The sequence below is a fragment of the Cutibacterium modestum genome (genome assembly GCF_008326345.1).
Classification (GTDB): Bacteria; Actinomycetota; Actinomycetes; order Propionibacteriales; family Propionibacteriaceae; genus Cutibacterium; species Cutibacterium modestum.
Window position 1 is genome coordinate 287,505 of record NZ_BJEN01000003.1, and the last position, 25,866, is coordinate 313,370.

The 25,866-nt window shown below is 60.4% G+C and carries 22 protein-coding genes and 1 pseudogene; 17 read left to right on the forward strand and 6 right to left on the reverse strand.

Annotated elements, in window-relative coordinates; translation table 11 throughout:
* Positions 1–16 precede the first annotated feature (16 nt).
* The 3 genes from F1563_RS09635 to F1563_RS09645 are packed head-to-tail and all read left to right on the forward strand — an operon-like array spanning position 17 to position 2,612.
* Positions 17–922: a DUF4862 family protein gene (locus F1563_RS09635; RefSeq protein WP_002527985.1), complete on the forward strand. Its 906-nt coding sequence runs from the start codon at positions 17–19 to the stop codon at positions 920–922.
* A complete protein-coding gene (locus tag F1563_RS09640) occupies positions 919–1,890 on the forward strand; it encodes a dihydrodipicolinate synthase family protein (RefSeq protein ID WP_002527984.1) in 972 nt (323 codons plus the stop codon). Before F1563_RS09635 ends, F1563_RS09640 begins: the two co-directional genes overlap by 4 nt.
* A gap of 32 nt (positions 1,891–1,922) precedes the next feature.
* Positions 1,923–2,612, forward strand: coding sequence for an N-acetylmannosamine-6-phosphate 2-epimerase (locus tag F1563_RS09645; protein WP_007434120.1), 690 nt, complete (start codon positions 1,923–1,925; stop codon positions 2,610–2,612).
* A 149-nt stretch (positions 2,613–2,761) separates the two neighbouring features.
* Here the strand turns inward: F1563_RS09645 and F1563_RS09650 are convergent, their stop codons facing one another.
* The gene (locus F1563_RS09650) at positions 2,762–3,496 is read right to left on the reverse strand and encodes a FadR/GntR family transcriptional regulator (protein WP_002527982.1); all 735 of its coding nucleotides are present in this window, start codon (positions 3,494–3,496) and stop codon (positions 2,762–2,764) included.
* A 117-nt stretch (positions 3,497–3,613) separates the two neighbouring features.
* Here F1563_RS09650 and F1563_RS09655 point away from each other — a divergent pair, with 117 nt between their 5' ends.
* The 5 genes from F1563_RS09655 to purB all read left to right on the forward strand — a co-directional run bounded on the left by F1563_RS09655 (position 3,614) and on the right by purB (position 10,433).
* Positions 3,614–4,525 carry a GNAT family N-acetyltransferase gene (locus F1563_RS09655; RefSeq protein ID WP_002527981.1) on the forward strand — a complete coding sequence of 304 codons (912 nt, stop codon included), beginning with the start codon at positions 3,614–3,616 and terminating at the stop codon, positions 4,523–4,525.
* 142 nt (positions 4,526–4,667) lie between these two features.
* Positions 4,668–5,966 carry an adenylosuccinate synthase gene (locus tag F1563_RS09660; protein WP_002527980.1) on the forward strand — a complete coding sequence of 433 codons (1,299 nt, stop codon included), beginning with the start codon at positions 4,668–4,670 and terminating at the stop codon, positions 5,964–5,966.
* Positions 5,967–6,323: 357 nt separating this feature from the next.
* Entirely contained in the window at positions 6,324–7,484 is a 1,161-nt protein-coding gene (locus tag F1563_RS09665; protein ID WP_002533846.1) for an NAD(P)H-dependent oxidoreductase, read from the forward strand.
* A 199-nt stretch (positions 7,485–7,683) separates the two neighbouring features.
* Complete coding sequence (purD, locus tag F1563_RS09670; RefSeq protein WP_036958401.1) at positions 7,684–9,003, forward strand: phosphoribosylamine--glycine ligase; 1,320 nt, start codon at positions 7,684–7,686, stop codon at positions 9,001–9,003.
* Positions 9,000–10,433, forward strand: a complete 1,434-nt coding sequence (purB, locus tag F1563_RS09675; protein WP_002527975.1) for an adenylosuccinate lyase — start codon at positions 9,000–9,002, stop codon at positions 10,431–10,433. The genes purD and purB overlap by 4 nt, the downstream gene beginning before the upstream one ends.
* A 49-nt stretch (positions 10,434–10,482) precedes the next feature.
* Here the strand turns inward: purB and F1563_RS09680 are convergent, their stop codons facing one another.
* The 3 genes from F1563_RS09680 to ahpC form a co-directional block, all read right to left on the reverse strand.
* Positions 10,483–11,421: a hydrogen peroxide-inducible genes activator gene (locus tag F1563_RS09680; RefSeq protein WP_002527974.1), complete on the reverse strand. Its 939-nt coding sequence runs from the start codon at positions 11,419–11,421 to the stop codon at positions 10,483–10,485.
* Positions 11,422–11,427: 6 nt separating this feature from the next.
* The gene (ahpF, locus tag F1563_RS09685) at positions 11,428–13,002 is read right to left on the reverse strand and encodes an alkyl hydroperoxide reductase subunit F (protein ID WP_002533847.1); all 1,575 of its coding nucleotides are present in this window, start codon (positions 13,000–13,002) and stop codon (positions 11,428–11,430) included.
* A gap of 97 nt (positions 13,003–13,099) precedes the next feature.
* Positions 13,100–13,663 (reverse strand): alkyl hydroperoxide reductase subunit C, encoded by a 564-nt coding sequence (gene ahpC / locus F1563_RS09690; protein ID WP_002527972.1) that lies wholly within the window; start codon positions 13,661–13,663, stop codon positions 13,100–13,102.
* Positions 13,664–13,796: 133 nt separating this feature from the next.
* Between ahpC and F1563_RS09695 the strand changes: the two genes are divergently transcribed.
* Together F1563_RS09695 and purQ are read left to right on the forward strand one after the other, a co-directional pair.
* Positions 13,797–15,035 (forward strand): phosphoribosylaminoimidazolesuccinocarboxamide synthase, encoded by a 1,239-nt coding sequence (locus tag F1563_RS09695; RefSeq protein WP_002527971.1) that lies wholly within the window; start codon positions 13,797–13,799, stop codon positions 15,033–15,035.
* A 2-nt stretch (positions 15,036–15,037) separates the two neighbouring features.
* Entirely contained in the window at positions 15,038–15,712 is a 675-nt protein-coding gene (gene purQ / locus F1563_RS09700) for a phosphoribosylformylglycinamidine synthase subunit PurQ (RefSeq protein ID WP_002527970.1), read from the forward strand.
* Between the two features lie 97 nt (positions 15,713–15,809).
* Here purQ and F1563_RS09705 read toward each other — a convergent pair whose 3' ends face one another.
* A complete protein-coding gene (locus F1563_RS09705) occupies positions 15,810–16,763 on the reverse strand; it encodes an N-acetylglucosamine kinase (RefSeq protein ID WP_002527969.1) in 954 nt (317 codons plus the stop codon).
* Positions 16,764–17,070: 307 nt separating this feature from the next.
* Here F1563_RS09705 and F1563_RS09710 point away from each other — a divergent pair, with 307 nt between their 5' ends.
* From F1563_RS09710 to F1563_RS09725, 4 genes and pseudogenes are all read left to right on the forward strand, one after another.
* Positions 17,071–17,277, forward strand: a complete 207-nt coding sequence (locus tag F1563_RS09710) for a hypothetical protein (protein ID WP_007434118.1) — start codon at positions 17,071–17,073, stop codon at positions 17,275–17,277.
* A gap of 37 nt (positions 17,278–17,314) precedes the next feature.
* Positions 17,315–17,629, forward strand: a complete 315-nt coding sequence (locus tag F1563_RS09715) for a hypothetical protein (protein ID WP_002527967.1) — start codon at positions 17,315–17,317, stop codon at positions 17,627–17,629.
* A 134-nt stretch (positions 17,630–17,763) separates the two neighbouring features.
* Positions 17,764–18,465: a C39 family peptidase gene (locus F1563_RS09720; protein ID WP_227431941.1), complete on the forward strand. Its 702-nt coding sequence runs from the start codon at positions 17,764–17,766 to the stop codon at positions 18,463–18,465.
* 83 nt (positions 18,466–18,548) lie between these two features.
* Positions 18,549–20,041: pseudogene (locus F1563_RS09725) on the forward strand (acid phosphatase).
* Between the two features lie 18 nt (positions 20,042–20,059).
* Here the strand turns inward: F1563_RS09725 and F1563_RS09730 are convergent.
* The gene (locus F1563_RS09730; RefSeq protein ID WP_002527964.1) at positions 20,060–21,415 is read right to left on the reverse strand and encodes a dihydrolipoyl dehydrogenase family protein; all 1,356 of its coding nucleotides are present in this window, start codon (positions 21,413–21,415) and stop codon (positions 20,060–20,062) included.
* 796 nt (positions 21,416–22,211) lie between these two features.
* On the opposite strand from F1563_RS09730, the gene F1563_RS09740 reads away from it, so the two are divergent.
* The 3 genes from F1563_RS09740 to F1563_RS09750 are packed head-to-tail and all read left to right on the forward strand — an operon-like array spanning position 22,212 to position 25,719.
* On the forward strand, positions 22,212–24,590 hold the full coding sequence (locus tag F1563_RS09740) for a glycoside hydrolase domain-containing protein (RefSeq protein ID WP_002527962.1): 2,379 nt from the start codon (positions 22,212–22,214) through the stop codon (positions 24,588–24,590).
* Positions 24,591–24,604: 14 nt separating this feature from the next.
* The gene (locus F1563_RS09745) at positions 24,605–25,294 is read left to right on the forward strand and encodes a hypothetical protein (RefSeq protein ID WP_007434112.1); all 690 of its coding nucleotides are present in this window, start codon (positions 24,605–24,607) and stop codon (positions 25,292–25,294) included.
* Entirely contained in the window at positions 25,291–25,719 is a 429-nt protein-coding gene (locus F1563_RS09750; protein ID WP_002527960.1) for a hypothetical protein, read from the forward strand. Before F1563_RS09745 ends, F1563_RS09750 begins: the two co-directional genes overlap by 4 nt.
* Positions 25,720–25,866: the final 147 nt, after the last annotated feature.

A 25,866-nucleotide genomic window follows, 5' to 3' on the forward strand; every position in this document is an offset into this window, starting at 1 on the left:
AAAAGGAGGCCATGACATGAACACTGTTCCGACCATCGTTGGCGCGTACGCCGCGATGCCACGGACCACTGCCGAGCGGGAGGACTTTTACCGAGGGCTGGCCGAGACCGGTTGGGTCGACGGTATCGAGATTCCCTACCGAGATGGCCTCGACGCCGATCCTCGGTGGCTCGTCGATCAACTGCGCGACCGGTTCGCCCACTGCGTCGTGACGGCCATTCCGGGAACCATGGGGCGGCTGGCCGGTGATCCGGACTTCGGCCTGGCGTCCGCCGATGGGCCAGGGCGTCAACGAGCACTCGAATGGTTCACCGCCCTGGTTGACGATGTGCGAGCCTTGCACGAGGTGGTCGGACACCCTGTCGTCAGATGGGTCGAGGTCCATTCCGCTCCCAGTCGTAAGGCCGACGTGAAGGCATTCGCCTCCTCGCTGGCCGAGCTCTCCGGCCTGTTCGAGGACGCTGGACTTGCCATCGTCGTTGAACACTGCGACTCGGCTGGCAGCGTCGGACCGGGTGAGAAGGAGTTCCTCAGTCTAGACGACGAGATTACCGCGGTGGCCGGCACGGGGGTGTCCCTGACAATCAACTGGGGCCGCAGTGTCGTTGAATCCCATGACCCCGAGCTGCCCGCACGCCAAGTTGCTCGGCTGGCCGCTGCCGGTCTGCTTGGCGGGGTGATGGTCTCGGGCGCTGGTCCGGACGCCACTCAGTACGGCCCGGTCTGGGGAGACGCTCACCTCCCGTTGCGAGACGACGAACCTACCAGCCTCCTGACCTCAGACCTCATCGGCTCCTTCCTGGACGCCGCCCGAGGCTTGCAGGCCTACCAAGGAATCAAGATCCAGACTCCTTCCAACGCCACCGTCGAGCGGCGGCTGGCCATGATCGCTTCCATCCATGACGTCATGGTGGCGGCATGACATCCATCAACGACACGACATCCACAAACAACACGAAGGACGACACCATGACCACGAAGTTCCACGGCGTCATTCCCCCTGTCGTCACCCCACTGACGACCAATGGCGACCTTGACGTCCCGTCCTATGAGAAGCTTATAAACCGCCTGCTCGGCCAAGGCGTGGACGGACTGTTCGTCCTCGGGTCCACCTCAGAGGTCGCTTTTTTTGACGACGAGATGCGCGGACGCGTCCTGGCCGAGGCCAAGCGGATCATTAACGGACGGGTGCCGCTGCTGGCTGGCGTCATCGACACCGAGACCCTGCGCGTCATTCGCCACATCCGCCAGGCCGAGGACGTTGGCGTCGACGCCGTCGTCGCCACCGCGCCGTTTTACGCCATTACCGGACCTACCGAAGTCGAAAACCACTTCCGCGCCCTGCACGAGGCCACTGACCTACCACTGTTCGTCTACGACATCCCGGTGTGCGTGCACGTCAAAGTCCCCGTCGAGCTTATGATCAGGTTGGGACGCGAGGGGGTCATTGTGGGCTGCAAAGATTCCTCGGCCGATGACGTCTCCTTCCGCCGTCTCGCCTTGGCTAACCGTGCTGCCGGCTCTCCGCTATCCCTGTTCACCGGTCACGAGGTTGTCGTCGACGGGGCTTTCATGTCGGGCGCCGACGGTGTCGTGCCTGGTCTGGCTAACGTTGACGCGACCAACTACGTCGCCATGTACAAGGCCTACCGTGAGGGGGATTGGGAGACCGTTCGTATCGAGCAGGACAAGGCCACCGAGCTGTTCGAGATCGTCTTCGCCCCGCAGGGTGTCGTCGGCCCGGCCGCCGGTGTGGGCGCTTTCAAGACGGCCATGCAGCTCCTGGGCATCATCGCAACCAACACCATGAGCGTGCCTCTGCCAACCCTCACAGATGACAACGTAGAGAGAGTCGCCGAGGTGCTTCGTCGCGTCGGCCAGCTCGCGTGAATGACAAACACCGATCTGAGGAGGACTTAAGCATGAGCGGATTCACCGACAGGCTCATCGCATCCATGGCGGGAGGACTTGTGGTTTCCTGCCAGGCTTACCCAGGAGAACCGCTGCGCCACCCTGAGACGATGGCCCAGATGGCGGCCGCGGTCGAGGTCGGGGGAGCGGTGGCGGTGCGCGCTCAGGGACTCTCCGATGTTTCCGCTGTCAGGGGGCGAGTGAGCGTTCCGGTGGTCGGTATCTGGAAGGAGGGCAACGAGGGCATCTACATCACCCCAACTCTGCGACATGCACGTTGCGTGGCAGCTGCTGGGGCTGACATCGTCGCCCTCGATGGCACCCGACGTGACCGCGTCGACGGGCTGACGCTGGCTGAAACGATTAGGGGCCTCAAGGAGGAGTACGACGTCGTCGTCATGGCCGACTGCGGCTCGGTTGACGACGGTTTGTTCGCCGCTGAAGCAGGGGCTGATCTCATCGGGACGACACTGTGTGGCTATACCGGGGAGCGCCCGAAGACCGACGGTCCCGATTATGAGGTTATTGAGACTCTTGTCAACAGGCTTGATGGTGGGCGTCCCGTCATCGCTGAGGGGCGCATCCACGCCCCGGACCAAGCTCGCCGTGCGATGGACTTGGGGGCCCACGCCGTCGTCGTGGGAACCGCGATTACCCATCCGACCTCGATCACCAGGTGGTTCTGTGATGCTCTGAGGTGATTCGATTCGTCACATTACCCTTGTGGGCAGATGTTTGTTATCTGCTCTTCTCAGACTGAAGCCGGGAAACTACTCGGTATTTCCCACCAGTGCGTCCAACAGCTAGCCAAATCAGGCTGACTATTTCAAGGTTGCGTGGCGCGCATCTATCAGGAGCTGCGGGGCACCCCTCCTAGCCTCTCCCGAATAGCGGCGAAGTGGTGCCACATGGCCTCGCGGCTGGCCTGTGGGTCATGGCCTATGACGCAGTCGGCGATGAGGTCATGGGCCTGACGAGTGGCCGGCATGGTATTGGTGGGAGGAAGCATCAGCCCAGCAAGGTTGAGGGAGTCCCAAAAGACGTCAATGAGCTCGCGGGCGAGTTGATTGGCCATGTCCGCGTACAGCAGTCGGTGAAACTGACGGTCCGCGACGGCCGACTCTTTAGGGTCGTCCATCCGGGCTGCCAGGGCGTGTAGGGCGCGACCGGTCTCGGTGCTGATGGTGCCGGTAACCTCGGCGGCCAGCGAGCATTCCATGAGGGCCCGCACTTCCACCATCTCTCGCAGCCCAGTGTAGTCTCGGGCTCCGCTCTCATCGCTGGCGACCTGCTTGACGCTCCGGTAGACGAGACTGGGCCGGATTGTTGACGCAGATGCCGTTGACAGATACGTCCCTAGACCACGACGCACCTCGAGGATGCCCAGAGCGCGCAATTCACGCACTGCCTCACGAACGGTGCCACGGGCCATCCCGAACTGGGTCGCGAGGTCCTGTTCGATTGGGATGGGGTCCCCGGGGACAAGATTTGAGGAAAGGATCCACTCGAACATCCGCTGAGCCGCCGGATTGAGATTATCGGCTAAGTGGACGGCGCCGTTCGTATCTGACATGCCGTCAATCATGGCATGGACGTCATGATAGCGACACCGGAAAACTGGCTTGGGTGACGCGCGGGGGCAAAAGGCGGAAGAATGGAGACACAGCGACGTTGAAGGCGTCGCCAGACCCAGGAGCGCGACATGAGCGAGCACGTTGTTTTCCGCGATATGCGGCCAGAGGACGTTAAGGTCATCACTTTCGGAGAACCTGGCTCCCTAATTGATCGCATCGACCGTCCGGATGTTGTCGCTAGGGTTGCTCTATACGAGAACCGAATCGTCGGATATGCAGTTTCGTGGTTGGCGGTCGTCCACCGCACTCGTCGATTCATCGACGTTGAGGTCCATCCCGACTCTCGAGGCCGCCGGATCGGTACCAGGTTGGTGCGTCAGATTCAGCAGAGGGTGGACCGTCCATTGGCAACCAAGGCTATTGCTGGTTCTGACGCTGAGAGCTTCATCCTTTCTTTGGGTGCGGAGGTCTACGCGTCGTGCCCGCCCTTCGAGTTGTCTCGCCGCCATTTTGGACGAGCGATTGAGGTGTTGACGGAGGCTAGCCTTGGCCCGGGTGGAGCCATCTCGGGCGCAGCTTTGGCTCCTGGCGTGCTCGAAGCGTTGTGGGAGCAGATGTACGTCTGGATGCACGAATCGTGGTCCCCGGTCGATGACAGCGAGGCGGCCCATGAGGCACTGCGTCAGGAACTGGAAGACCTCGACGCCGAAGCCACTCGTGTGGCACTCGTCGATGGTCAGCCTGCGGCGGTGGCCTTCGTTTTTGTCGACGAAAACCCGACTGTGGTGGCAGAAACCGTGCAGGCTGGTACCCCGGCGGGTGACGAAGCCGTCGCCTCAGCAATGTCGTCGGTGATCACCTGGGCCGAGGATGCCGGCTTTAAGCGCATCAATTTCGACGGTCATCGTAGCGACCCACACTTCGGCCCGCTCGCGTCTCGCCTTCCGCTGGAGGGAGCCAGCCTGAATCTCATGGAGATCTCGGTCCTGCCGGCTGACGACGTCGATGATGCGGTGGACGATGGCGCAACCGTTGTCTGAGGGGCGTTGCTAATAGGCTCGGGCAGAACGGATTGGCCCGGGCTGGCGTTCCTCATGTCGTTACGGACACGTAGAGTGTGGCTGGTTGCGTAGCGGCCCGTGCCGGTGCAACCAGAGGCAACCCGCACAGGGGTGCAAGGAAATGGAGGAACACATGCCTGGAATCGTCGTCATGGGTACCCAGTGGGGTGACGAAGGCAAGGGCAAGGCCACCGATCAAATGTCCGAGCGCGTTGACTACTGCGTGCGGTATTCGGGAGGCAATAACGCTGGACACACTGTCGTCGTCGGTGACGAGAAGTTCTTTATGCACCTGCTTCCCTCCGGGGTTCTCAACCCGAACTCCACAGCCGTGCTCGGCAACGGAGTCGTGCTCAACCTTGACGTACTTGCTGACGAAATCGACACTCTGCGAGGTCGCGGCGTCGGGATCCCGCACCCGCTCATCAGCGCCAACGCTCACCTCATCACCCCCTACCATCAGACCCTCGACAAGGTCACCGAGCGCTTCCTCGGCAATCGCCGCATCGGCACCACGGGTCGTGGCATCGGGCCAACCTACTCGGACAAGATCAATCGGATGGGCATTCGCGTCCAGGACCTCTTTGACGAGTCGATCTTGCGTCAGAAGGTCGAGGCCTCGTTGGACCAGAAGAACCAGATCCTGGTGAAGATCTACAACCGTCGCGCCATCGATCCAGACGAGGTTGCCGACGGTCTGCTGGCCCACGCCGAGCGCATCCGTCCCTACGTCGTCGACGTGGCTCGAGTCCTCAACAAGGGCCTTGACGAGGGCAAGGTCGTGCTCTTTGAGGGTGCCCAGGCCCATCATCTTGATGTTGACTTCGGCACTTACCCGTATGTCACCTCCTCCAACCCGATCGCTGCGGGTGCGTGTACTGGCTCAGGTGTCGGACCGACCCGCATCGACCGCATCGTTGGCATTGCCAAGGCTTACACCACTCGTGTTGGAGAAGGTCCATTCCCGACTGAGTTATTTGACGATGATGGTGAGCGGCTGCGCAGTGAGGGCAGCGAATATGGTGTCACGACGAAGCGTCCGCGTCGCTGTGGCTGGTTTGACGCGCTGGTAGTGCAGCAGGCGGTCATGATCAACTCGGTGACTGACCTCTTCCTTACCAAGCTCGACGTGCTGTCAGGCTGGGAGAGGATCCCGGTCTGTGTGGCCTATGACATTGATGGTGAGCGCACCGGCGTCATGCCTGTCACCCAGTCTGATTTGCACCATGCCAAGCCCGTCTATGAGTTCATGGATGGCTGGAGTGAAGACATTTCCACAGCCCGTTCTTTCGATGATCTGCCGCGTAACTGTCAGGCTTACGTGCGTCGTTTAGAGGAGTTAGTGGGTGCTCGGATTTCCGGGATCGGCGTGGGAGCCGGACGTGACGAGTCGATCGTCATTAACGACCTCATCGACTAATTCCTCCTGGTTGGCGGGAACAGATGTGGGTGGCGTGACGTTGGGACAGATGTCACAACGACCTCATGTTGGAGAGGGGAAACACCGCCCCGGTCTGCCCCCTGGTTCGTCTGTGGCATCCGCGGCGGCATCAAGCTCACCTTGGAGAATTATGATCTACTCCATCGGTTGTGGTGTGAGGGCGCCGTCAACTGGAAGGGGCGGTTTCGCATTCCGCCGTAGTCATTCACGTCGATCCCGAGTCCCCTCAACGACGTCCCGCCATTTGTGTGGCATGGCTCGATCCGCTCCCCGGAGTTCCTGGAGCAGGCCGTCTACTACGGCGACGGGTTCTTCCGTAACAACATCTTCTAGGCGATGGACCACGTTCAGAAGGTGATCGAGCGATTCCGCGTTCGGCACGCCCATTACGCTCACGGACACCCCAAGGATGTCATCGTCGGGTTGGGCGGACAGTTCTTCCTACGCAAGAACTCCCAGGATGCCATGCACGAGTTCCATTGCTACTTAGACAACGGCCACGGGCCCGGTCTGGAGGAGTTCACATCGGCCACCCCGTTGACCGTCGGTTCGCCGCAGCAGGTTATTGAGGAGACGCTGTCGTTCAAGGACCACGTCGGTCACTGTCAGCGTCGGCTATTCCTTTTCGACCATGCGGTATTGCCGCTGAAGATGATCGTGAAGCAGATGGACTTGCTGGGTGAGATCCTTCCCGAGCTGCGCAAGGGGTTTGCTGAGGGTCGTCCAGCCGATACTCCCGACGCCCCCACCTATGACTCCCTCGTGGCGGCTTGCAGTGAGCACAGCGACGGGTACCTTTTACTCCCGGTGACGAGGTCGCTGGAACATCCGACAGGAATTGATATGAAGATTGTTGCTATCAGCGCCGGGCTGGGACAGCCTTCGTCCACTCGAATGTTGGTCGACTGTCTGGTCGCTCAGATCACCCAGGATCTTCCCAACGCCGAAGCTGAGGTTATGGAGGTGCGCGATTTGGGCCACGACCTGCTCAACGCTGAATTCACTGGCGTGCGCTCGGTGGGTGTTACCGAGGCCCTGGAGTCCATCGCTGGAGCCGACGGCCTGCTAGCGGTTTCGCCGGTATTCAACGCCCATGCCGCGGCAGTGTTCCATCTGCTCTTCGAGGTCCTTGATGTGGGGGCATTGGAGGGGAAGCCGGTGCTCGTTGGGGCCACCGGCGGGACGGTCCGTCATAGTCTCGTGATGGACCGGGACATCGTGGCTTCGCTGCATTATCACCATGCCCTCGTCTCGCCGGTGTCGGTGTTTGCCGCCACGGAGGACTGGGGCAACCCGTCGGCCTTGGACCGACGAATTCAGCGGGCAGCTCGGACCTTCGTCCGAGTGCTCGCTGGCTGGAATGGGGTTTCAGGGTCTGAGGTGGCTGCGGGCGACGACTCCGAAACTGACGGACGCAAGTTGTCTGGCCCCGTCCCTGATGATGGTCTCGGCCCCGTCCAGGATTTCGAGGACATGTTCACGGCTTTCGGTCATTGACGGGGACGATCGGCCCCGAAGCGCCATGTGGGGATGAATCTCTGGTGATCAACTCGCTACGTCAAGAAATATGGCAACGAGTCGCTTCACGGTTTGTCGCGAGCACGGTGAGGTGTCCATCCGTCCGTGCCTGGAAGCCCGATGGGTAGAGGGCATAGACCTGTCGTAACGACCCTCTACTGTGGTTGCCGTGTCCAGCATGACTGTTCTCGTCCTCGGGTCTGGTGGCCGCGAGCACGCCCTTGCCTTAGCTTGCCATCGTGATCCTGATGTTGTCGCCGTCCACGTTGCTCCCGGTAACCCGGGAACGGCATCCTTCGCCACGAACCACCCACTGGATCCGTGCGATTGTGACGCCGTCGTCTCCCTGGCGCGTGACCTGGAGGCTGATCTCGTCGTCGTCGGCCCGGAAGCTCCCCTGGTCGCCGGGGTGGCTGACGCTCTGCGCGATGCTGGAATCGACTGCTTCGGTCCAAGTGCCGAGGCTGCCCGACTGGAAGGGTCGAAAGCCTTCGCTAAAGAGGTGATGGTCGCCGCTGGCGTGCCGACGGCAGCTTCCCGTTCCTGTGACGACGTCGATTCCGTCTCGGCTGCCCTCGACGAGTTCGGGGCACCATATGTGGTCAAGGACGATGGTCTGGCCGGGGGGAAGGGAGTCGTCGTCGCGAACGATCGCACCGAGGCTCTCGCCCATGCTGAACGGTGTCTCGGCTCCGGTCACCGAGTGGTCATTGAGGAGTACCTTGACGGCCCGGAGGTCAGTCTTTTTGCTATCTGTGACGGCACCCATGTCCTTCCGATGCAACCGGCCCAGGACTTTAAGCGGGTCGGGGATGGGGGAGTTGGTCCAAATACCGGTGGTATGGGTGCTTACACCCCGTTGCCGTGGGCCCCGGACGATCTCGTTGAGACGGTATCGGCCACGGTCATCACGCCGACTCTGAGGGCCATGGCTGATCGTGGGACCCCATTCGTTGGCCTGCTTTACGTGGGTTTGGCGCTCACCTCTGCTGGCCCAAAGGTCGTTGAGTTCAACGTGCGCTTCGGCGATCCTGAGACCGAGGTCCTACTGAGTATGGTGGAATCGCCCATGGCCCAGATTATGGCTGCCGCAGCCCGTGGGGAACTGTCTGGTGTCGACGGCCTCCGTTTCCGCTATGGCGCAGCCGTCGGTGTCGTCATGGCCAGCGAGGGGTATCCCGTTTCCCCGGCGAAGGAGCGTCAGGTCGTCGCCCCAGTTGATGACGAAGACGTTTTGCATGCCGGAACCCGAATTGAAGGGGATGACCTCGTCACTAGTGGTGGCCGCGTTCTCGTTGTGCTCGGTCACGGCGAAACCCTGGCCGGAGCCCGCGCCGACGCCTACCGCAGGATCGACCAGTTGGAGGTCAGTGGCGGTTTTCACCGCACCGACATTGCCCGCCACGCAGCCGAGCTCCAGGCCGCTGACGAGTTGGCTGACGAAGCCGCATCGTATCCCGAGAATTCCACCTACCTGACCGACGGGGAGTCATCATGAGCGTACCCAATATCCTTGCCACCCGTTATGCCTCCGCTGCCATGCGATCCATCTGGACGCCGGAGAACAAAATCCGTGCCGAACGCAGGCTCTGGCTAGCCGTCATGGAAGCACAGGCCGACCTCGGTGTCAGCTTCGGCGGCGACGATCCCGAACAGGTCTTGGCCGATTATCAGGCGGTCATCGACGATGTCGACCTCGACTCGATCGCCGAGCGGGAGGCCGTCACCCGCCACGACGTCAAGGCTAGGATCGAGGAGTTCAACGCTCTGGCTGGTCATGAGCACATCCACAAGGGCATGACGAGCCGTGATCTGACCGAGAACATCGAGCAGATGCAGGTGTTGGAGTCGCTACGGCTGGTACGCGACAGGATGGTTGCTACACTCAACCAGCTGTCGCGGTTAGCTGCTCTATACTCCGATCAAGCTATTGCTGGACGTTCCCATAATGTCGCCGCCCAGGTGACGACCCTGGGCAAGCGGTTCGCCACCGCTATCGATGAGATGCTGGTGGCATGGGATCACGTCAACGAGCTTATTGAGCGCTACCCGGCCCGTGGTATCAAGGGTCCGATGGGAACAGCCCAGGACATGCTCGATCTGCTCGGCGGCGATGACTCCAAGCTCGACGAACTCGAACATCGCGTTGCTGATCACCTGGGATTCAACCAGGTGCTCACCTCAACCGGTCAGATTTACCCGAGATCCTTGGATTTCGAGGTCATGTCGACCCTGGTGCAGGTGCTGTCGGGTCCGTCCAACCTGGCGACGTCAATTCGCCTTATGGCCGGTAACGAACTCGTCACGGAGGGGTTCAAGCCCGGTCAGGTGGGGTCGTCGGCGATGCCGCATAAGATGAACGCCCGCTCCTGCGAGCGGGTCAACGGCTTCCTCGTCGTGCTGCGTGGCTATCTGACGATGGCTACTGGTTTGGCGGGTGTGCAGTGGAACGAGGGTGACGTCTCCTGCTCGGTGGTGCGTCGCGTGGCGCTGCCAGACTCCTTCTACGCCATCGACGGAGCCTTCGAGACTTTCCTGACGATCCTCGGCGATTTCGGGGCATTCCCGGCCGTCATCGAGGCCGAGCTCGAGCGCTACCTTCCCTTCCTGACGACCACCAAAATCCTTATGGCGTGCGTGCGCGCTGGGGTTGGTCGGGAGGACGCTCACGAGGCCATCAAGGAGCACGGGGTGGGCGTCGCCCTCGACATGCGCGAGACCGGCCGCACCGACAACGACCTTTTTGCCCGTCTGGCTGCTGATCCGCGGATCCCGCTTACCAAGGAGCAGCTACGCGGCTTGGTCTCCTCGCCGCTAGATCTCACCGGTGGTGCCCAGGATCAGGTCGAGGCGCTGTGCGCCAAGGTGGAGGACATCATTCGGGAGTACCCGGAGGCTGCCAGCTACCTTCCCGGTCTGGTGTTGTGAGGCTGCTTGGGGCGTGTCGGAGTAGCCAGCCACGGCATGACCTATAACTTCACATCCCGTGGGAGCACAACGATGCCCCGGCAACGCCGAGCGGTTCGATGACGTCACCTGGCAGCTGTCGCAGGATGGCGACCAAGGCTTGCACTGCCGGACGGGTCATCGTTGTCGCTCTGCCGCACACCACGATGTCGCGGTGGGGCCTGGGGTGGGTGAATTCGCGCACCACGATGCGTGGGTCCGCATAAAATGGTGCCGAGACCGCGCTGCGGGGCATGAGGGTTCGACCAGCTCCCACCGAGACCAGTTCGCGGAGCGTCTCGAGGGATCCTGCTGTTAAGGCGTCGGGAGGCAACGCATGGCTGCATACCTCTAGCACCTGGTCCCTCAGGCAGTGCCCCTCCGACATGAGGATGAGTCCTTCGGTGGGAACGTCATGCGGATCGATTGGACCTTCCTCCTGGGCCAACTCGTCGTCAGCCCCCGTCGCGAGCAAGAACTCCTCCCGAAAGACGGGGATAGTCTCCAAAGAGTCGTCATCAACGGGGGCTGCCACTACGGCGACGTCTAGCTGTCCGTCGTGAACCGCCTCTAGCAGCCAAGCCGTGCGCTTCTCGACGATACGAACATTCGCGTCGGGTCCGTATTGGTCAAACCGGCCGATCAGCCGAGGTAACACGAACGGCCCTAAGGTGGGAAATACCCCGACCCTCAGCTGAAGGGTCATCCAGTCGGCTTCCTCCCGCGCCATTGCCCGGATGTCGTCGGATAGCGCCAGCATGTCCCGGGCAGCTTGGGCGATGCGCTCCCCCACGGGGGTGATCTCGATGCGTCGTCCCACCCTCACAGCCAGTACCACGCCGAGCTCGTTCTCGAGCCGGTGGATTTGGGTTGAGAGAGTGGGCTGGCTGACACCGCATGATGCTGCTGCTCGGCCGAAGTGGTGTTCTTCGGCCAGAGTGACGAAATACCTCAGATCACGAAGGTTCACACGGCCTCAGTTCTGCGTTGGATTCTGACGGATGAGGTGGTCGAAGGCCCCCAGAGCCGCGGTGGCGCCAGCCCCCATGGAGATAATGATCTGCTTGTACGGCTGAGTGGTGCAGTCACCGGCGGCGAAGACACCGGGAATTGAAGTGGTGCCGCGCTCGTCAATGACGATTTCTCCCCGCATGCTGCGCTCTAGGGTACCTTCGAGCCACTCGGTGTTGGGCAGCAGACCGATTTGGACGAAGACACCTGCTAGCTCGATGCTCTTCACTTCACCACTGGTGCGGTCCTCGTATTCCAGGCCGGTCACCTTGGACCCGTCGCCAAGGATCTGGGTGGTGCGGGCTGAAGTGATGACGTCAACATTCGGCAGCGAGCTTAAAGTGCGCAACAGGACGTCGTCAGCCTTGAGGACGTCGAGGAACTCCACGACGGTGACGTGGTCAACGACACCGGCAAGGTCGATAGCGGCCTCAATGCCGGAGTTTCCGCCCCCGACGACGGCCACCTTCTTACCCTTGAACAGCGGGCCGTCGCAGTGCGGGCAGTTGGTTACGCCCTTAGTGCGGTACTCCTCCTCGCCGGGCACGCCAAGGTTGCGCCAGCGTGCACCGGTGGCCAGAATGACCGAGCGCGCCCGCAGGTTGCCATCGGTTAGATGCACGGTGGCCATGCCGTCGGTGGTTTCCAGAGCACTGGCGGTCTGACGCTCAATGACGTCAATGTCGTAGTCATTGACGTGGCTGCGTAGGGCGTCGGCCAGACGCGGGCCGGTGGTGTGGGGCACCGAGATAAGGTTGTCGATGGCCTCGGTATCGAGCACCTGACCGCCGATCCGAGACCCGACTATGGCGGTGCGGATACCTTTACGAGCCGCGTACACCGCGGCGGCGGCACCAGCAGGACCAGCCCCGACCACGAGTACGTCGTAGGGGTCGCGCTGCGACAGATCCTCCTTGGCTCCCTGGGCAGCGTCGGTGTCGAGACGCTCAAGGATGTCGGCCATGTCCATGCGTCCGGAGCCCCAGTCCTCGCTATCCAGGTAGATGGCCGGCACTGAGGCGATTCCTTTGGCCTCCACCTCATCGGTGTAGGTGCCACCCTCAACGGCGGTGTGATGAATATTGGGGTTGAGAACGGCCATCGCGTTGAGGGCCTGCACTACCGTCGGGCAGTTCTGGCAGGTCAGCGACATGTAGGTGACGAAATGGTGCTCCCCTTTGACTGCGCGCACGGCGTCGATGAGGGACTGCTCCTCCTTGACAGGGTGACCACCCACCTGCAGCAGGGCCAGCACGAGGGAGGTGAACTCGTGGCCCATCGGCAGACCGGCGAAATGGATGTCGATGGGGCTTCCGGGGCGAGTGATGGCAAAGGACGGGGTGCGCTCATTGTCGACGGGCTCACCGACGCTCACTTTGTCAGACAAGGCGGTGATCTCCGACAGCAGCTCGTCCATCTGGGTTGACTTCGACGACTTGGTGGCGTCGTCACCCTGGTACGGGGAAGGCACCAGGATGATCGGCTCGCGCACCATCTCGAGGTAGGACTTGAGCTGGGTGGTCAGGGCATTATCAAGCATGGTTCTCCTGAAAGAGGTGGGGAGGAGGAGCGGCGGCGCCGGTCCGAGGACCCGCCGCAGGGACGAATGCCCCTGCGACAGGTGCTCAGGTCGGAACTCAGATCTTGCCGACGAGGTCGATCGACGGGGCGAGGGCCTCTTCGCCTTCTTCCCACTTGGCAGGGCAGACCTCGCCTGGGTGGGTGTAGACGTACTGGGCGGCTTTAACCTTGCGGACTAGCTCGGTGGCATTGCGTCCAATGCCCTCGGCAGTCAGCTCGTAGAACTGGATGGTGCCGTCGGGGTCGACGAGGAAGGTGGCGCGATCGGCCTGTCCAGCTCCCTCACGCTCGACGTCGAAATTGCGGGTCAGCTGAAGGCTCGGGTCGCCAATCATCGTGTAAGTGACCTTGCCAACGGTGTCAGAGTCGGTATGCCAGGCCTTGTGCACGAAGTGCGAGTCGGTGGACACCGAGAAGACCTCGACCCCCATGGCCTGTAGCTCCTCGTAGTGGTCGGCGAGGTCGCCCAGCTCGGTGGGGCAGACGAAGGTGAAGTCACCGGGGTAGAAGAAGAAAATGGACCACTTGCCGTTGATATCAGAATCGGAGACCTCGATGAAGTCCCCATTACGGAAAGCATTGGCCTTGAACGGAAGGATCTTGGTGTTGATGAGACTCATGCGAGACCTTTCTAATCGACGGCGTGATAGGTCAAGGCTATCACTAAACAGGTATCGATAGCCAATGTCTATAAAGAACACGAATCGCGATGCTCTGTGTCGTCAAGACCTGCAACCGTGGCATGATGCCCCCATGGTCACTCCGCACCTCGATCTTCCGTTGTTGGCTGAGGGCAAGGTCCGTCGCCTTTACCGCTTTCCCGATCAGCCCGGTCGCCTCCTTATGGTTGCTACTGACCGGATTAGCGCCTACGACCACGTCCTAACCCCCGGTGTTCCCGGCAAGGGGGCCATTCTGACGAGTATGTCTTTGTGGTGGTTCGACCAATTGGCCGACATCGTCGATAACCATCTTGTAGGCCTAGATGTCCCCGCCGAGGTCGCGGGGCGCGCCATGGTCGTTGAGGAACTCGACATGTTCCCGGTTGAATGTGTCGTGCGGGGCTATCTCACCGGTTCAGGGTGGGCCGAGTATCAGGGCCACCGCTCCGTGTGCGGAATTCGCCTCCCCGACGGGTTGCAGGACCGCTCCCGACTCGAAGAACCCATCTTCACCCCGGCAGTCAAAGCCCCACAGGGAGAGCATGACGAGAACATCGACTACCTGCGCCTGGTCAAACTTGTCGGCCCCGAGGTCGCGGCTCAGCTGCGTAGCCTTTCGCTGCAGATCTACCAGCGTGCAGAGGAGATCGCGCGGAAGCGAGGCATCATCCTCGCTGATACCAAGTTTGAATTTGGACGCCGTGCTGACGGCACTATCGTGCTGGCTGATGAGGTGCTTACCCCTGATTCCTCGCGATTCTGGGACGCTGAGAGCTGGCAGCCCGGTAAAGGGGCCGATTCCTTCGATAAGCAATATGTGCGCGATTGGCTCACGAAGGAGTCGGGCTGGGACCGCGCTAGTGACCAGGAACCGCCTGCCCTCCCGGATGAGGTCGTTAAGGCCACCAGCCGTCGCTATGAGGAGGCCTGGGCGCGTCTAACCGGCGGACAAGGGCCCGAGGAGGTTAGCGATGAGCAGGCCCAGAATGAGAAGCGGACGGATGGCCTTTCCGAGGAGTCTGGGGAGGTTGTGCCGACAGCTGCCGACGTCCCTGGCGAGCCGGAATCCCGTGGTGCCGATAGGATTGGAGCCATGTCACGTGTAGTGGTGGAGGTCATGCCCAAGCCCGAGATCCTCGATCCTCAGGGCAAGGCCATCACGTCGGTGCTCGCTCGGCTTGGCCATGACGGCTTGACGGTGCGCCAGGGTAAGCGCTTCGAGATCACCGGTGAGGGTTTGGAGAATCGGCTTGACGAGATCCACCAAGTGGCCTCTGAGCTGTTGGCCAACACCGTCATCGAGTCCTTCGATGTCCACGTGGAGGACTGACGATGGCGCGGATTGGAGTCGTTACTTTCCCCGGTACTCTTGACGACCAGGACGCAGCATGGGCTATTCGCCTGGCTGGGGTTGAGCCTGTATCGCTGTGGTACGCCTCGACCGATTTGGCCGGCGTCGACGCTGTCGTCCTTCCGGGTGGGTTTTCTTACGGTGATTACCTGCGGGCAGGAGCCTTGGCTGCTGCCTCCCCGGTAATGTCGTCTATTCGCAGAGCCGCAGACGTGGGCTTGCCGGTGCTCGGCATCTGCAACGGATTCCAGGTGTTGTGCGAGTCGCATCTGCTGCCCGGCGCCCTGATGCGCAACGAAAAACGACGCTTCCACTGCTCGGTGCAACAGCTCCAAGTTGCCAGTGTGGACACCGTGTGGACCTGCGACTTCTGCCCCAGCCAGCGCATCCATATTGCTGCTAAGCACGGCGAGGGTAACTATGTCGTCGACGCCGAAACCCTGGCTGCGTTGGAGACTAATAATCAAGTCGTCTTCCGCTACACCGTGAACCCGAATGGATCGGTCCACGACATTGCTGGCATCACCAATGAGGCAGGTAACGTTGTCGGGCTCATGCCGCACCCTGAACATTCTGTCGAGGAGCTTACCGGTGCTGGAACCGACGGGTTGGGGTTCTTCCGTTCGTTGACGACTTTCTTGTCGGCCCAGGTATAAAACGTTGTGTCTGGGATCCCGGAGGCGTATGACGGGGCGGTCCCGTGGGTTACCCCCCTTGCGTCGACAAGATTCTGCAGGTAGCCCACGACCATGGTTACTGGGCGACGTGAATGCGCTGGCCGAGTGGAGAGTCGGGGCTGATGGTTGGTAGCGCAGCAGCGCCGTCGAGGCCTTCGCCGAGAAGCTCGACGATCCGCGCTCCCGGCATCGTCACTGAGATTTCCTCGACGATGGCGGTATGGATGAGCTGAGACTTCATGACACCGCCCAGCAGGCCGACGGCGGGGCAGTCGGCGTCAGTGAGTTTGGCCTGGCGTAGGCCAGTGACGGTGGAGTGGACCAGCTCACGGGCTGCACGCATGCAGATGTCGCGTGAGACGTGGTCGCCCGCCTCCGCCGCGGCGGTGACCTTGGCGGAGTAGCGGGCGATCCGGGAGACCATGAGCGGATCGGCATGGAGCTCCAGGTAGGCGGCCTCAATGTCGTCGAAATCGTTGCCAATGGTGTCGCTGAGGAGGGTCAGCTCGCCGCGACCATCGTGAGCACGCATGACGGCGTCGAGGCCATGACGGCCCAGCCAGAAGGCCGATCCGGCATCGCCGATGATGTACCCCCAGCCGTCGACTCGGGCAACGTTGTGGCGGCCGACGGCCAGCGTGATGACCCCGGTGCCGGACGCCGTGACGACTCCTAGCTGGTCACCGAGAGCGCCGAGGTAAGAGGTGATGGAGTCGTGGGCGAGGAGTACTCGGCTGACGCCGAAGGGCTTGAGGGCTTGCAGGACGGGGAGCGGGTCCTCGTCGTCGCGGGCTCCCGATGATCCGATGGCTACTGTGCATTCGGACTCAGCGACCTCCGGGTGAGTTGTCACGACGTCCTGCATGACGGTCGCAAACTGCTGAGCAAGTGGGAGCGCGGTGCGCACCCCTGACGACGTGACGATCCAGCCCGGCCCCCACGGCCCGGACTCGCATCGTACGCGGGTGCTGGACTGTCCGGCGTCGACGGCCAGGACGGGGGAGGACTTACTGAGCTCAGCATCACTCATGTAGCCAAGAGTATGGGGAGGCGGCGCGGTGTGCCTATCAGAGCATCCCGGACGATCACGGCGTCCGATCGAACAGCAGGCTGTGGTCTTTTAAACAGCAGTGCGTTCACTCAAGGTGAACACGACAGTTTCGGGTGTGCCGTCTGGGAACAGCGGGGTGCAACTGTGTGGGGCTTATGTGGGGTGCTGTGATCATGGCGGAGGTTCGCCAGGTCGCGGCGCTGGCGTCACCAATAACAGGAATGTGATGCGGAGGTTCGGTGACACCGCCTCACGTAATGTGCTGCACCGACCGAAAGGGGACAGCATGTTTGTAAACACGATGGCACGTCTGGTCGGCTCGACGGCGGCCCTTGCAATGGCATTGACCGGGGCGGGAGCGGCTGCGTCCGCAGTGGCTCAGGCGGCTCCCACTGTCTCCATTTCGAGCGTTTCGGCTGCCAGTCTGACCGCTGAACAGCGTCAGAATGCGTACACGATGTATTCGTGTCGCAGAACAATCCAACTCGATTGACCGAGCTGGTAAAGATAACGCCATTCACGCGGCGCTCATGGCCGCCATGCAGGAATCCAGTTTGCGCAACATTAATTACGGCGATCGTGACTCTGTGGGGCTGTTTCAACAGCGACCGTCGTGTGGCTGGGGATCAGCTCAGCAGATTATGGACCCGGTCTTCGCGTCACAGTCCTTTTATGGGATCAATTCTTATGGCAGCAATCCGGGTGTTATTCAACAGCCTGGATGGCAGACCATGAGCCCCGGTCAATTGGCGCAGGCTGTGCAACATTCCGCCTACCCCGATCGTTACAACAATTGGTACGACCTGTCGGTCGAATTACTTAACGATTACCGCGCCGGCCGCTGAGGATCGTCACCGCCGTGGCGTGACTGTTCAGTGGCGTCCCCGGTGGTGGCCACCTCGGTGGTTAATTCCGCCGAATCCAAAACCTACCGAATCCAAAACTGGTACGTGACAAGGGAAAGCTTATGAGTTCCACGATGAACAGACTTCGGCGCAGTGTGGTCGTTGGTCTGGCTGTCCTGGCCGTCGGAGTTGGCCCGACCGCGGTGTCGGCTCAGGCTGTATTCCACGCGGGCGCTCAGATGCAGGTCGCTAAGGTGGCTTCGCCGCAGGCCCAAGCTACCGCCGCTGATGTCGCAAATAAGGAAATTGCCGATGCCGCGGCGCGCGGATTTCATACCGTCAAGATCGATTTCGAGTATCAGGTCACCGGATGGTGGTGTGGTCCGGCTTCGACTCGGATTGCCCTGTCTGCTCGGGGAATTATCGTCAGTCAGCAGCAGATGGCTGACGAACTCGGCACGACGCAAAATGGCACTGATGATATCTCGCTAGTGACTAAAGTTCTCAATAACCATCTCAGTCCACAGTGGTATGAAAACAAATACATGCCCAACGATCCCCCCAGCGTGACTCAGAAGAATTTGCTGTGGCAAGACATTACAACCGACACCGACAAGGGATACGTCATTGTTGCTAATATTGTGGCCCCTGCGAATAACCATCCTCCGCGTTACCCTAACCAGACGATATACCACTATCTGACGATCCTTGAATATAACTCAGACACCAGAAAAATTCTGGTTGCTGACCCGGCCGGATTCGCCGGATCGCCAACCTACACGTTGAGTTTCGACCAGATGGCGACGCTCATTCCGCCGAAGGGATATAGCGCCTGATACGACATGTCAGGACTTCCTACCTTTTGTGCCGTCCATTCGTTACAGCCGTTACGTCTATGTACCGCGTCAGGAGTTATCCGGTGAAAATTCTTCGTACCTCTATCCTGGGTCTTGCCTGTCTGACCGCATTCGTCAGTAGTGCTGAGGTCAGCCCTGCCGAAGCTGCGCAACCTCATGAACCCTCGGATCCACACATCACTCTTCTCAACGAGTACAACCGCTATTGGACCCCAAGCCGTTCGACAAGCGCAATTTCGAGACTGCTTTTCGCGGCGACGTCACCCCGCAAGGCTCGAAGATCCTGGCTCGCAACGACGAGGGCGTCGAGCAAATCAACAAAGCCGGTGTTGACGAGGCGCAACAAGTCGCTGACCGACAAGGAAGATCCCAACAGCGGCGTGCCCTGCGCGATGCGGTGATGTTCACTGATCCGTTGCAGGAGGACAACGATTCCCTCGGCCCGGTGCTCGGTAAATACGTGGCCGAGGGGCTTGCCCAGTGCACCCTGGTGAATCTTCACGCTTGCAGGCTTACTCACGTTGCCCGGTTCATCTGGTCGACAGGCTTACAGGAAGTGACAACGAAGAGCATCGGGTCTGCTAAGAAATACTTCAATTACCCGCGCCCCTACCTCGTCGATCGCAGCTTTGCTGATTCCCGAAACCCGAACAATCTTCGTGGTCTCAAAAAGAGCCTCGACATCATGCGGGTGCCGAGCCGGATCGACCTAGACCACAAGAGGGGTGGTCGGGGCTTCCTTACCGCCGGCTACGACCTGATGGACGGCGCATCGGGCACGAACCTGACCGTCAGCCAGGCCTTCCCATCGGGTCACACCGCCGCCTACGCTTATGGCCTGGCGATGGCCGAGATCTTGCCTGAGCTGGGGCCCGAAATCCTCGCCCGCGCATCCGAGGCCGGCAACAATCATGTTGTGCTAGGCGTCCACTACCCGTTGGGCGTCATGGGTGGGCGTATCGAGGGCCACAACAATGTCTCCTCGGCACTGTCGACGGACACGTTGTACGTTGCCTACCTCAAGGCCGCTCGCACCGAACTGACGGCATACCTCACCCACCGTTGCAAGACTGACGGTCACGGCGATACCTTGCAGGCCTGCATCGGAAACGTGGGTGCTAACGACAAGAAGGGGTACCATAACACCTTCACCGACTCGGTGTCCACGGCGCCGGTGGTCGATCGTGCCTCGGCCCTCAAGACATACCGCGCCCGTATGACCTACGGCTTTGACAAAGCCTTCGCCTATGGTGGCCCGGCCCCCAGCACCACAGCTGCGGTCGTGCCGGCGGGCGCTGAGAATTTGCTTGAGACCGCGTTCCCGACCCTCTCCAATGCCCAGCGCCGTCAGGTGCTGGCTGCCACCGAGATTGATGCTGGGTATGCCCTTGACTCGTCTTCGGGCGGCTGGCAGCGCGCCAAAGTGACCGTCGACAAGGCTGGGCATGTCGTTAAGGTCGAGACCGGGAACCTCAAGCCCGAGGTGGTCTCGGTTTCCCGAGGCCAAACCCTTCGAAGTCCAGTTATTTTGACCGTGAGTACTCGGTCAAAATAACTGGACTTCGGTCATTTCTCACGTGAGAGGTTCGAGCACCCCGAGTACTTCGTTGAAGGCTTCGGTCGACGATGGATGGGTCCAGATGCCGTCGCGCAGCGTCTCGTAGCGTGTCCCCAACCGCATAGCCAGGGAGACGAGGTTGATGAGTTCCTGCGAATCGATGCACCACAGGGTCGCGCCCAGGATGGTGTGGTCGTCGGCATCGACGAAAACTCGAATGAGGCCCTCGGTTTGTCCGACGATCTTGGGACGCGGCATGGCAGCTATCGTGGCGACGTCCTTGGAGGCCACGAGCACGGAACGACCAGACTCCCGAGCTTGGTGCATCGTCATGCCGACTTGCGACAGTGGCGGGTCGAGGAAGGTCGTCGTCGGGACGGCCACCCGATCGTCGCGACGGCGGGGCCCATCGTGAAGGGTGTCCCACAGCACCCGGTTGTCGTCAAGGGAGACGTAGGTGAACTGCGGACCGCCGTTGACATCACCGACTGCGTACACCCCGCTGACATTGGTGCGCAGTTGGTCGTCAACAGGGATGTAGCCCCGCTCGTTAGTAGCGACCCCGGCGGCGGCCAGATTGAGGTCCTCAGTGGCGGGGAGCCTGCCCGCGGCTACCAACACGGCATCGGAGGTGAAAGTCTGATCGTCGGTGACGACGTCAACGTGGTGGCCTGTGTCATTAAAGGAGATCGCACGAGCGCCGGTAACAACCGTGACCCCCTCGCTCTCCAGCATGCTGCGCACACGATCGGCGACGTCGGAATCTAGAGCCGGGGCGAAGGTCTCGCCAGCCTCGAGCAGGGTCACCTGGGAGCCGAAGCGGGCGAACATTTGGGCAAACTCCAGGCCGATGAACCCGCCACCGACGACGACGAGCCGCGACGGCAGGGGATCGACGTGCTGAATCGTGGTGGAATCATGAACACGTGGTCCATCGGCCCCGGGAATCGGGAGGGTAGCTGGGTGGGAGCCGGTATTGACGATGATCGTTTTGGCCTGCACGGCGATCTCGTCGTCTTCACCGGACACCTTCACACTGTGAGGCCCGGTGAAGCTGGCTACCCCGTCGAGGAGGAGCACCTTGCCCTCCAACATGGCGTGGTTGGCGTGATTCAGCTTGGCGATGAGGGCGTCGCGGTCGCTGACGGCGGAAGCGAAGTAGGTGACAGGGTCTTGACCGTCTCGTTTGGAGGCGGAATCGATGAGGTCTTTGGTAGGTACGCAGGCGATGTTGATGCAGGCACCGCCGTACATTTGGGGTGACCTTTCCACGAGGGCAACTTTGCGTCCCTCCCCGGCGAGGCGTCCGGCGATAGTCTTACCTGCCTTGCCCCATCCAATGACCAGAACGTCTACTTTCAGTTCGCTCATTGTGCCCTTTCATACGTGACTGAGGCTGATTACCCCACTAGGGAGCCGACATCGGCATAGCCATTCTTGCGCGACGGCGGCTGTGACCGGTCCCTTTTTCGCGGAGCGGGTATCGATGCCGATACGTGCCGGTGCGAGATCCGTTGGCTTTTTCGCTAATGAACACCTAGATGTCTGGTTGTCTCCGGGGCCAGCATGGTGCCGAGGATGCTTTGTGAGCTGGTTCAGCAAGACACTCGGCTTGCTCAAGTTCGACTCCTGCTCCTTGAAGCGGTATTGAATGAGGCTTAGCGAGTCTTTCTGGTCGATGATCACGGCGGGCTTGTTGTCGTTGTGATTACCGGCCTGACCACGGTATTGTGAAAGCACACGGTTAAGGGCTGGGGAATGGTGCGAGACAATGTCGGGTAGGCGTGATGCCCACGGTGATGTGTTCTTCATGCAATATTCATTGACACCGATCACGCTTACGCTCTCGGACCGGGCGGGGTCATCGATCAAAGCATACTCACTCTAGATAATACTCTGTCGATGGCGGTGCGTTACGCAACCACTAGTGCCCCAGAGGCCCAGACGATCTTCGGGCTCCCAGTAACCATGGCGATTTTGACCCCACAAAATCGCTGTGTGTAAAAGGTTTGACCGTGGGGGTGGCTCCCATCCGGGCAAGGATGCTATCGTGTAGCTTGCGAGCAGCGTATTTGTAAACTATCTGTGTTTGAGCGGGTAGCGTAGAAACACGAAGATCGTGATAATTAAAAGTAGGTAGCTTACCACTAGCACAGTTAGGGTGTGTATGGACGAGCGGGTGCTGGATGCCCAGAGGTGGGTCAACACGACTTATTCTGGGATTGCAGGATATGAGCGTTGTCCAGAGGACGGCAAGACGAACTGGGCGACGATGTACTCGCTTACCGAAGGCTTGCAGCACGAATTGGGGATCCAGGAATTGTCGCATGCGTTCGGTCCGACCACGATGTCCAAGGTGGACGCCCGTGGTGGTGTCGGGCCAGGTGAGCGGAACAAAAACATCGTCAATATCATCAAGTGTGCCTTCTACTGCAAAGGCTATCCCGGTGGAAATCTCGATGGGATCTGGAAGAGTTCACCCTCTTTTGGACCACAGCAGGACGCAGTAGCGGGTTCCTTGTACGCCATGACCGACAACATGGGGATTGGGAGGCAGGACAGGCTGAACGCCAAACTTTTCAAGGCCTTACTCACAATGGATGCTTACGTTCTAGTCTCCGGGGGTGATCCGGAAATTCGTAAGATCCAGCAGTGGTTGAATGGCCGGTATTGGCGGCGTAGTTTTGCAACGCTTATCCCTACGGAGGGACATTATTCACGCGATGTTCAGAAATTACTAATGAAGGCCCTCCAATGTGAGTTTGGGATAGCAGACGCCTCCGTGAATGGGAATTTCGGGCCGGCGACCCGACAGCAGTTGGCGGCCCATAGTCTAAAGCCCGGTGACAGTGGCGTTCTTGTCGAGTTGCTGTCTGCGGCCTGCGTCTTCAACGGTGCTGTTCCAAGCGGTGAAGGCATGGTTCATACGGTGTTCAAGCATGAGTTCGATGACAAGTTGGCATCGTACATCCGGGCATTTCAGGCGTTCAGCTTGCTACCCGTTACCAATCGCGTGGACTACGCTACTTGGTGTCAATTACTGGTATCTACGGGCGATCCAAATCGCACGGCTCATGCATGTGATACGCGGTTCACAATCACTGAGTCGCTTGCACATTCGCTAGTCAAATCGGGCTACACGGTGGTAGGCCGGTATCTTGATGAGCCCCCAGACAGCACGTTAGACAAGAAACTCAAAGACGGTGAACTCCAGGCCATCTTCGCTGGTAACATGAGGGTGTTTCCCATTTGGCAATACAATGCACGCCGGCTGATCGATTTCTCCTTCGACTTTGGGTGGGAGCACGGGAACAAGGCACATGACCGTATGGTCCACTATGGTTTCAACCCAGGTGCCATTGTCTACTTCGCGGTGGACTACGACGCGACCGATCCTGAGATTGACAGTAATATTATCCCCTATTTTCGGGGAATTCAGGCGGCCTTGGCTAGCCGAGGCCATGCCTATCGCGCCGGTGTCTACGGTAGCCGCAATGTCTGCTCGCGCGTGTCAGCGCAGACCTACACGGTCAGCTCCTTCGTCTCAGGGATGTCGTGGGGCTACTCCGGCAACCTCGGGTTCCCCCTCCCGTACAATTGGTCATTCAACCAGATCCAGGAGTTTCGCTACTCTGCTGACCCGGACGGGGAAATTGATTTAGACCGCGATGTGCACCGTATGAACATTGATCCAGGAATTGGCCCGGAGGGAGTGGGTGGGCATACACCGTCAAAACTGGAGGACGTGTTGGCTAAAGTCGACCAACTCCACGAGATGGCGGCGAAATTCGATGGAGGCACCAGCGACGTCGCCCTTATCAACAAGCGGGTGTTGGAGTTCCTTCGACACCCGAAGTACACCCGCGTCTACGCAGGTTGGAGGATCTTGCTCGGGCCCCTTGAAGAGGACTGGCTCACGGCAGCTACGAGCGAACTCCACTGGCGTCCGATCACGTTCACGGATCCTGTTCACAATGAGACCGTGTCAATGGATCATCTCGCCGCGACTGCCAACGCCGTCATGCTTATGGGCTGGGGCCACGGGGAAAATGCGAACCGAGGCGATTTCGGGGGCTGGGGTGGTGACCTCTCGACCTTTTACGCCGATTGGATGAACAATGAGAGGAGTTATGCATCGGGCTACGCGTTCTGTATGGATCGGCTTGCCCATCGCAGCGTCGAGTCGTCCTTTGGTTTCTCGGACATGATCGAAGATGTGGATGGATACCTCTTGGGTCGGGCAATCCGGGCCGGTAGGCCCTTCAAGACGGTGCTGAGAGATTACGTGACTGGCCAGGCGATCACGACTCGCTTCCGCGAGTTCTACCGGCTACGGTTCAACTCCTCGTCCGACGCTGTTGAGAAATCAGCTCGGGCTATGTTCTTTGATTCATCCGATCCGGTCTTGCACAAATTGCAAGTAGCGGCGGTGGAGGAACAGATCAACGAGAAAGCTCTGCTTCCGGGAGTACTGCCATCCAGCAAACTATCCCCGTTCTTTGCAGGTTTCGCCAAGGTCGTCAGCCAGCTGGCGGCAAGCGTGTGAGAGGTTATGCGGCGATGTCACACAGTTCCCACAAAATCTCCCGTCGTGCCCTGCTGAGTGGTATGGCCGCAAGTGGACTAGCGGTCGCTCTGGTTCCCGAGGCCTTTGCCCTGCCACCGGTCCCGGCATCGCCCATCCAGCCTTCTCGCGCGCAACGATGGTCTGGGATGCGCAGCGCCAACGATTGGCCGATTGGTGCTGCTACTACTACACAGCTCGTCGAGGGTGCAGGGATCGACGTGACTCTGACGACCGGTGCGCCGTCGGTCGTGCTACTGCACGCTTTGAGGCGCATCAACTACGAACTTGTCTCATTGCGTCCCGGTGACGTGTCAGGGCTCCAGTATGACCGGAATGTTGCCTCACCGCAACGTTCCAACCTTCTGTCCGGAACGGCCTTCCTTTTTCGTGAGAGCTTTCTCCCCTACGGGTCAACGGGTAATCTTTTCCCCGATGAGATCGTTGTGCTGGAGGATATCGTTGCTGAGTCGCGAGGGGTCCTGGCCTGGGGTGGACATCTCATGGTGCCTGACCAGTCCTTGATCTACCTCGCGAAGGGGCCGACCGCACCCGAGGTGGGACGATTGCGGAGCCATTTCGACATGGTCGATCACGTGGATGCATCAGGAGGCGCTGGTACCGTGGATGCCTACTTACCTGAGCGGCGTGCGGCTGCTGTGCGAGAACTGAGGAGGCGCCGATGAGGGGTCCTTGGTTCCTGGCTGTGATGACTGTGTGTGTGCTGTTCTGCTTCGGCTTGGCGGGTTGCAGCACGATCCAGTCTGAGACGGATGAGGATGTTGCTGGGCGAGCTGACTACGACCTGCCTGATGCGCTGCGCAAGGAACTTGATTCACGAGGGCTCACCTCTCCTACTGCGCGTGCGGACGCTGCGCAGACATGGTTCAACGAGACCAACCCGCCCGATGTCAACGTCGTCGATGAGTGGGTGGTGCGTTGGCGCCAGGGGACCCGGTTTCGTGTCGACCTGTATAGGCATATGAAGTCTGGCTCTCTGCTGCCACCTGACGTGGGAAAATCCGCTTCCTCGGTCGCGTGTCGGGTGTATGACGTGGCGCATGGTGTGACGGTCCAGCAGGTGGACTGCCCAAAGGAATCGCTGGATTAGTTACCCTGACACTGCTGTCCTTAGCCACCGGCTTGTACCCGCCAAGAGCGAACACCAGGTATCCCGGTCGAGCCGGGGTGCAGCTTCATCCGGAGGAACTGCTCGGTCTGGATGCTCATGGTATGCGCCACTGCCATACTCTGGTGG

Excerpts from the sequence above, each read along its gene's own strand:
- F1563_RS09695 (WP_002527971.1), top strand. The coding sequence starts at position 13,797 with ATGGTCACTCCGCACCTCGATCTTCCGTTGTTGGCTGAGGGCAAGGTC.
- ahpF (WP_002533847.1), bottom strand. The coding sequence starts at position 13,002 with ATGCTTGATAATGCCCTGACCACCCAGCTCAAGTCCTACCTCGAGATG.
- F1563_RS09730 (WP_002527964.1), bottom strand. The coding sequence starts at position 21,415 with ATGAGCGAACTGAAAGTAGACGTTCTGGTCATTGGATGGGGCAAGGCA.
- F1563_RS09710 (WP_007434118.1), top strand. The coding sequence starts at position 17,071 with ATGTTTGTAAACACGATGGCACGTCTGGTCGGCTCGACGGCGGCCCTT.
- purQ (WP_002527970.1), top strand. The coding sequence starts at position 15,038 with ATGGCGCGGATTGGAGTCGTTACTTTCCCCGGTACTCTTGACGACCAG.
- F1563_RS09650 (WP_002527982.1), bottom strand. The coding sequence starts at position 3,496 with ATGATTGACGGCATGTCAGATACGAACGGCGCCGTCCACTTAGCCGAT.
- purB (WP_002527975.1), top strand. The coding sequence starts at position 9,000 with ATGAGCGTACCCAATATCCTTGCCACCCGTTATGCCTCCGCTGCCATG.
- F1563_RS09660 (WP_002527980.1), top strand. The coding sequence starts at position 4,668 with ATGGAGGAACACATGCCTGGAATCGTCGTCATGGGTACCCAGTGGGGT.
- F1563_RS09750 (WP_002527960.1), top strand. The coding sequence starts at position 25,291 with ATGAGGGGTCCTTGGTTCCTGGCTGTGATGACTGTGTGTGTGCTGTTC.
- F1563_RS09715 (WP_002527967.1), top strand. The coding sequence starts at position 17,315 with ATGGCCGCCATGCAGGAATCCAGTTTGCGCAACATTAATTACGGCGAT.
- F1563_RS09640 (WP_002527984.1), top strand. The coding sequence starts at position 919 with ATGACATCCATCAACGACACGACATCCACAAACAACACGAAGGACGAC.
- ahpC (WP_002527972.1), bottom strand. The coding sequence starts at position 13,663 with ATGAGTCTCATCAACACCAAGATCCTTCCGTTCAAGGCCAATGCTTTC.
- F1563_RS09705 (WP_002527969.1), bottom strand. The coding sequence starts at position 16,763 with ATGAGTGATGCTGAGCTCAGTAAGTCCTCCCCCGTCCTGGCCGTCGAC.
- F1563_RS09745 (WP_007434112.1), top strand. The coding sequence starts at position 24,605 with ATGTCACACAGTTCCCACAAAATCTCCCGTCGTGCCCTGCTGAGTGGT.
- F1563_RS09740 (WP_002527962.1), top strand. The coding sequence starts at position 22,212 with ATGGACGAGCGGGTGCTGGATGCCCAGAGGTGGGTCAACACGACTTAT.
- F1563_RS09720 (WP_227431941.1), top strand. The coding sequence starts at position 17,764 with ATGAACAGACTTCGGCGCAGTGTGGTCGTTGGTCTGGCTGTCCTGGCC.
- F1563_RS09655 (WP_002527981.1), top strand. The coding sequence starts at position 3,614 with ATGAGCGAGCACGTTGTTTTCCGCGATATGCGGCCAGAGGACGTTAAG.
- F1563_RS09665 (WP_002533846.1), top strand. The coding sequence starts at position 6,324 with ATGGACCACGTTCAGAAGGTGATCGAGCGATTCCGCGTTCGGCACGCC.
- F1563_RS09635 (WP_002527985.1), top strand. The coding sequence starts at position 17 with ATGAACACTGTTCCGACCATCGTTGGCGCGTACGCCGCGATGCCACGG.
- purD (WP_036958401.1), top strand. The coding sequence starts at position 7,684 with ATGACTGTTCTCGTCCTCGGGTCTGGTGGCCGCGAGCACGCCCTTGCC.
- F1563_RS09645 (WP_007434120.1), top strand. The coding sequence starts at position 1,923 with ATGAGCGGATTCACCGACAGGCTCATCGCATCCATGGCGGGAGGACTT.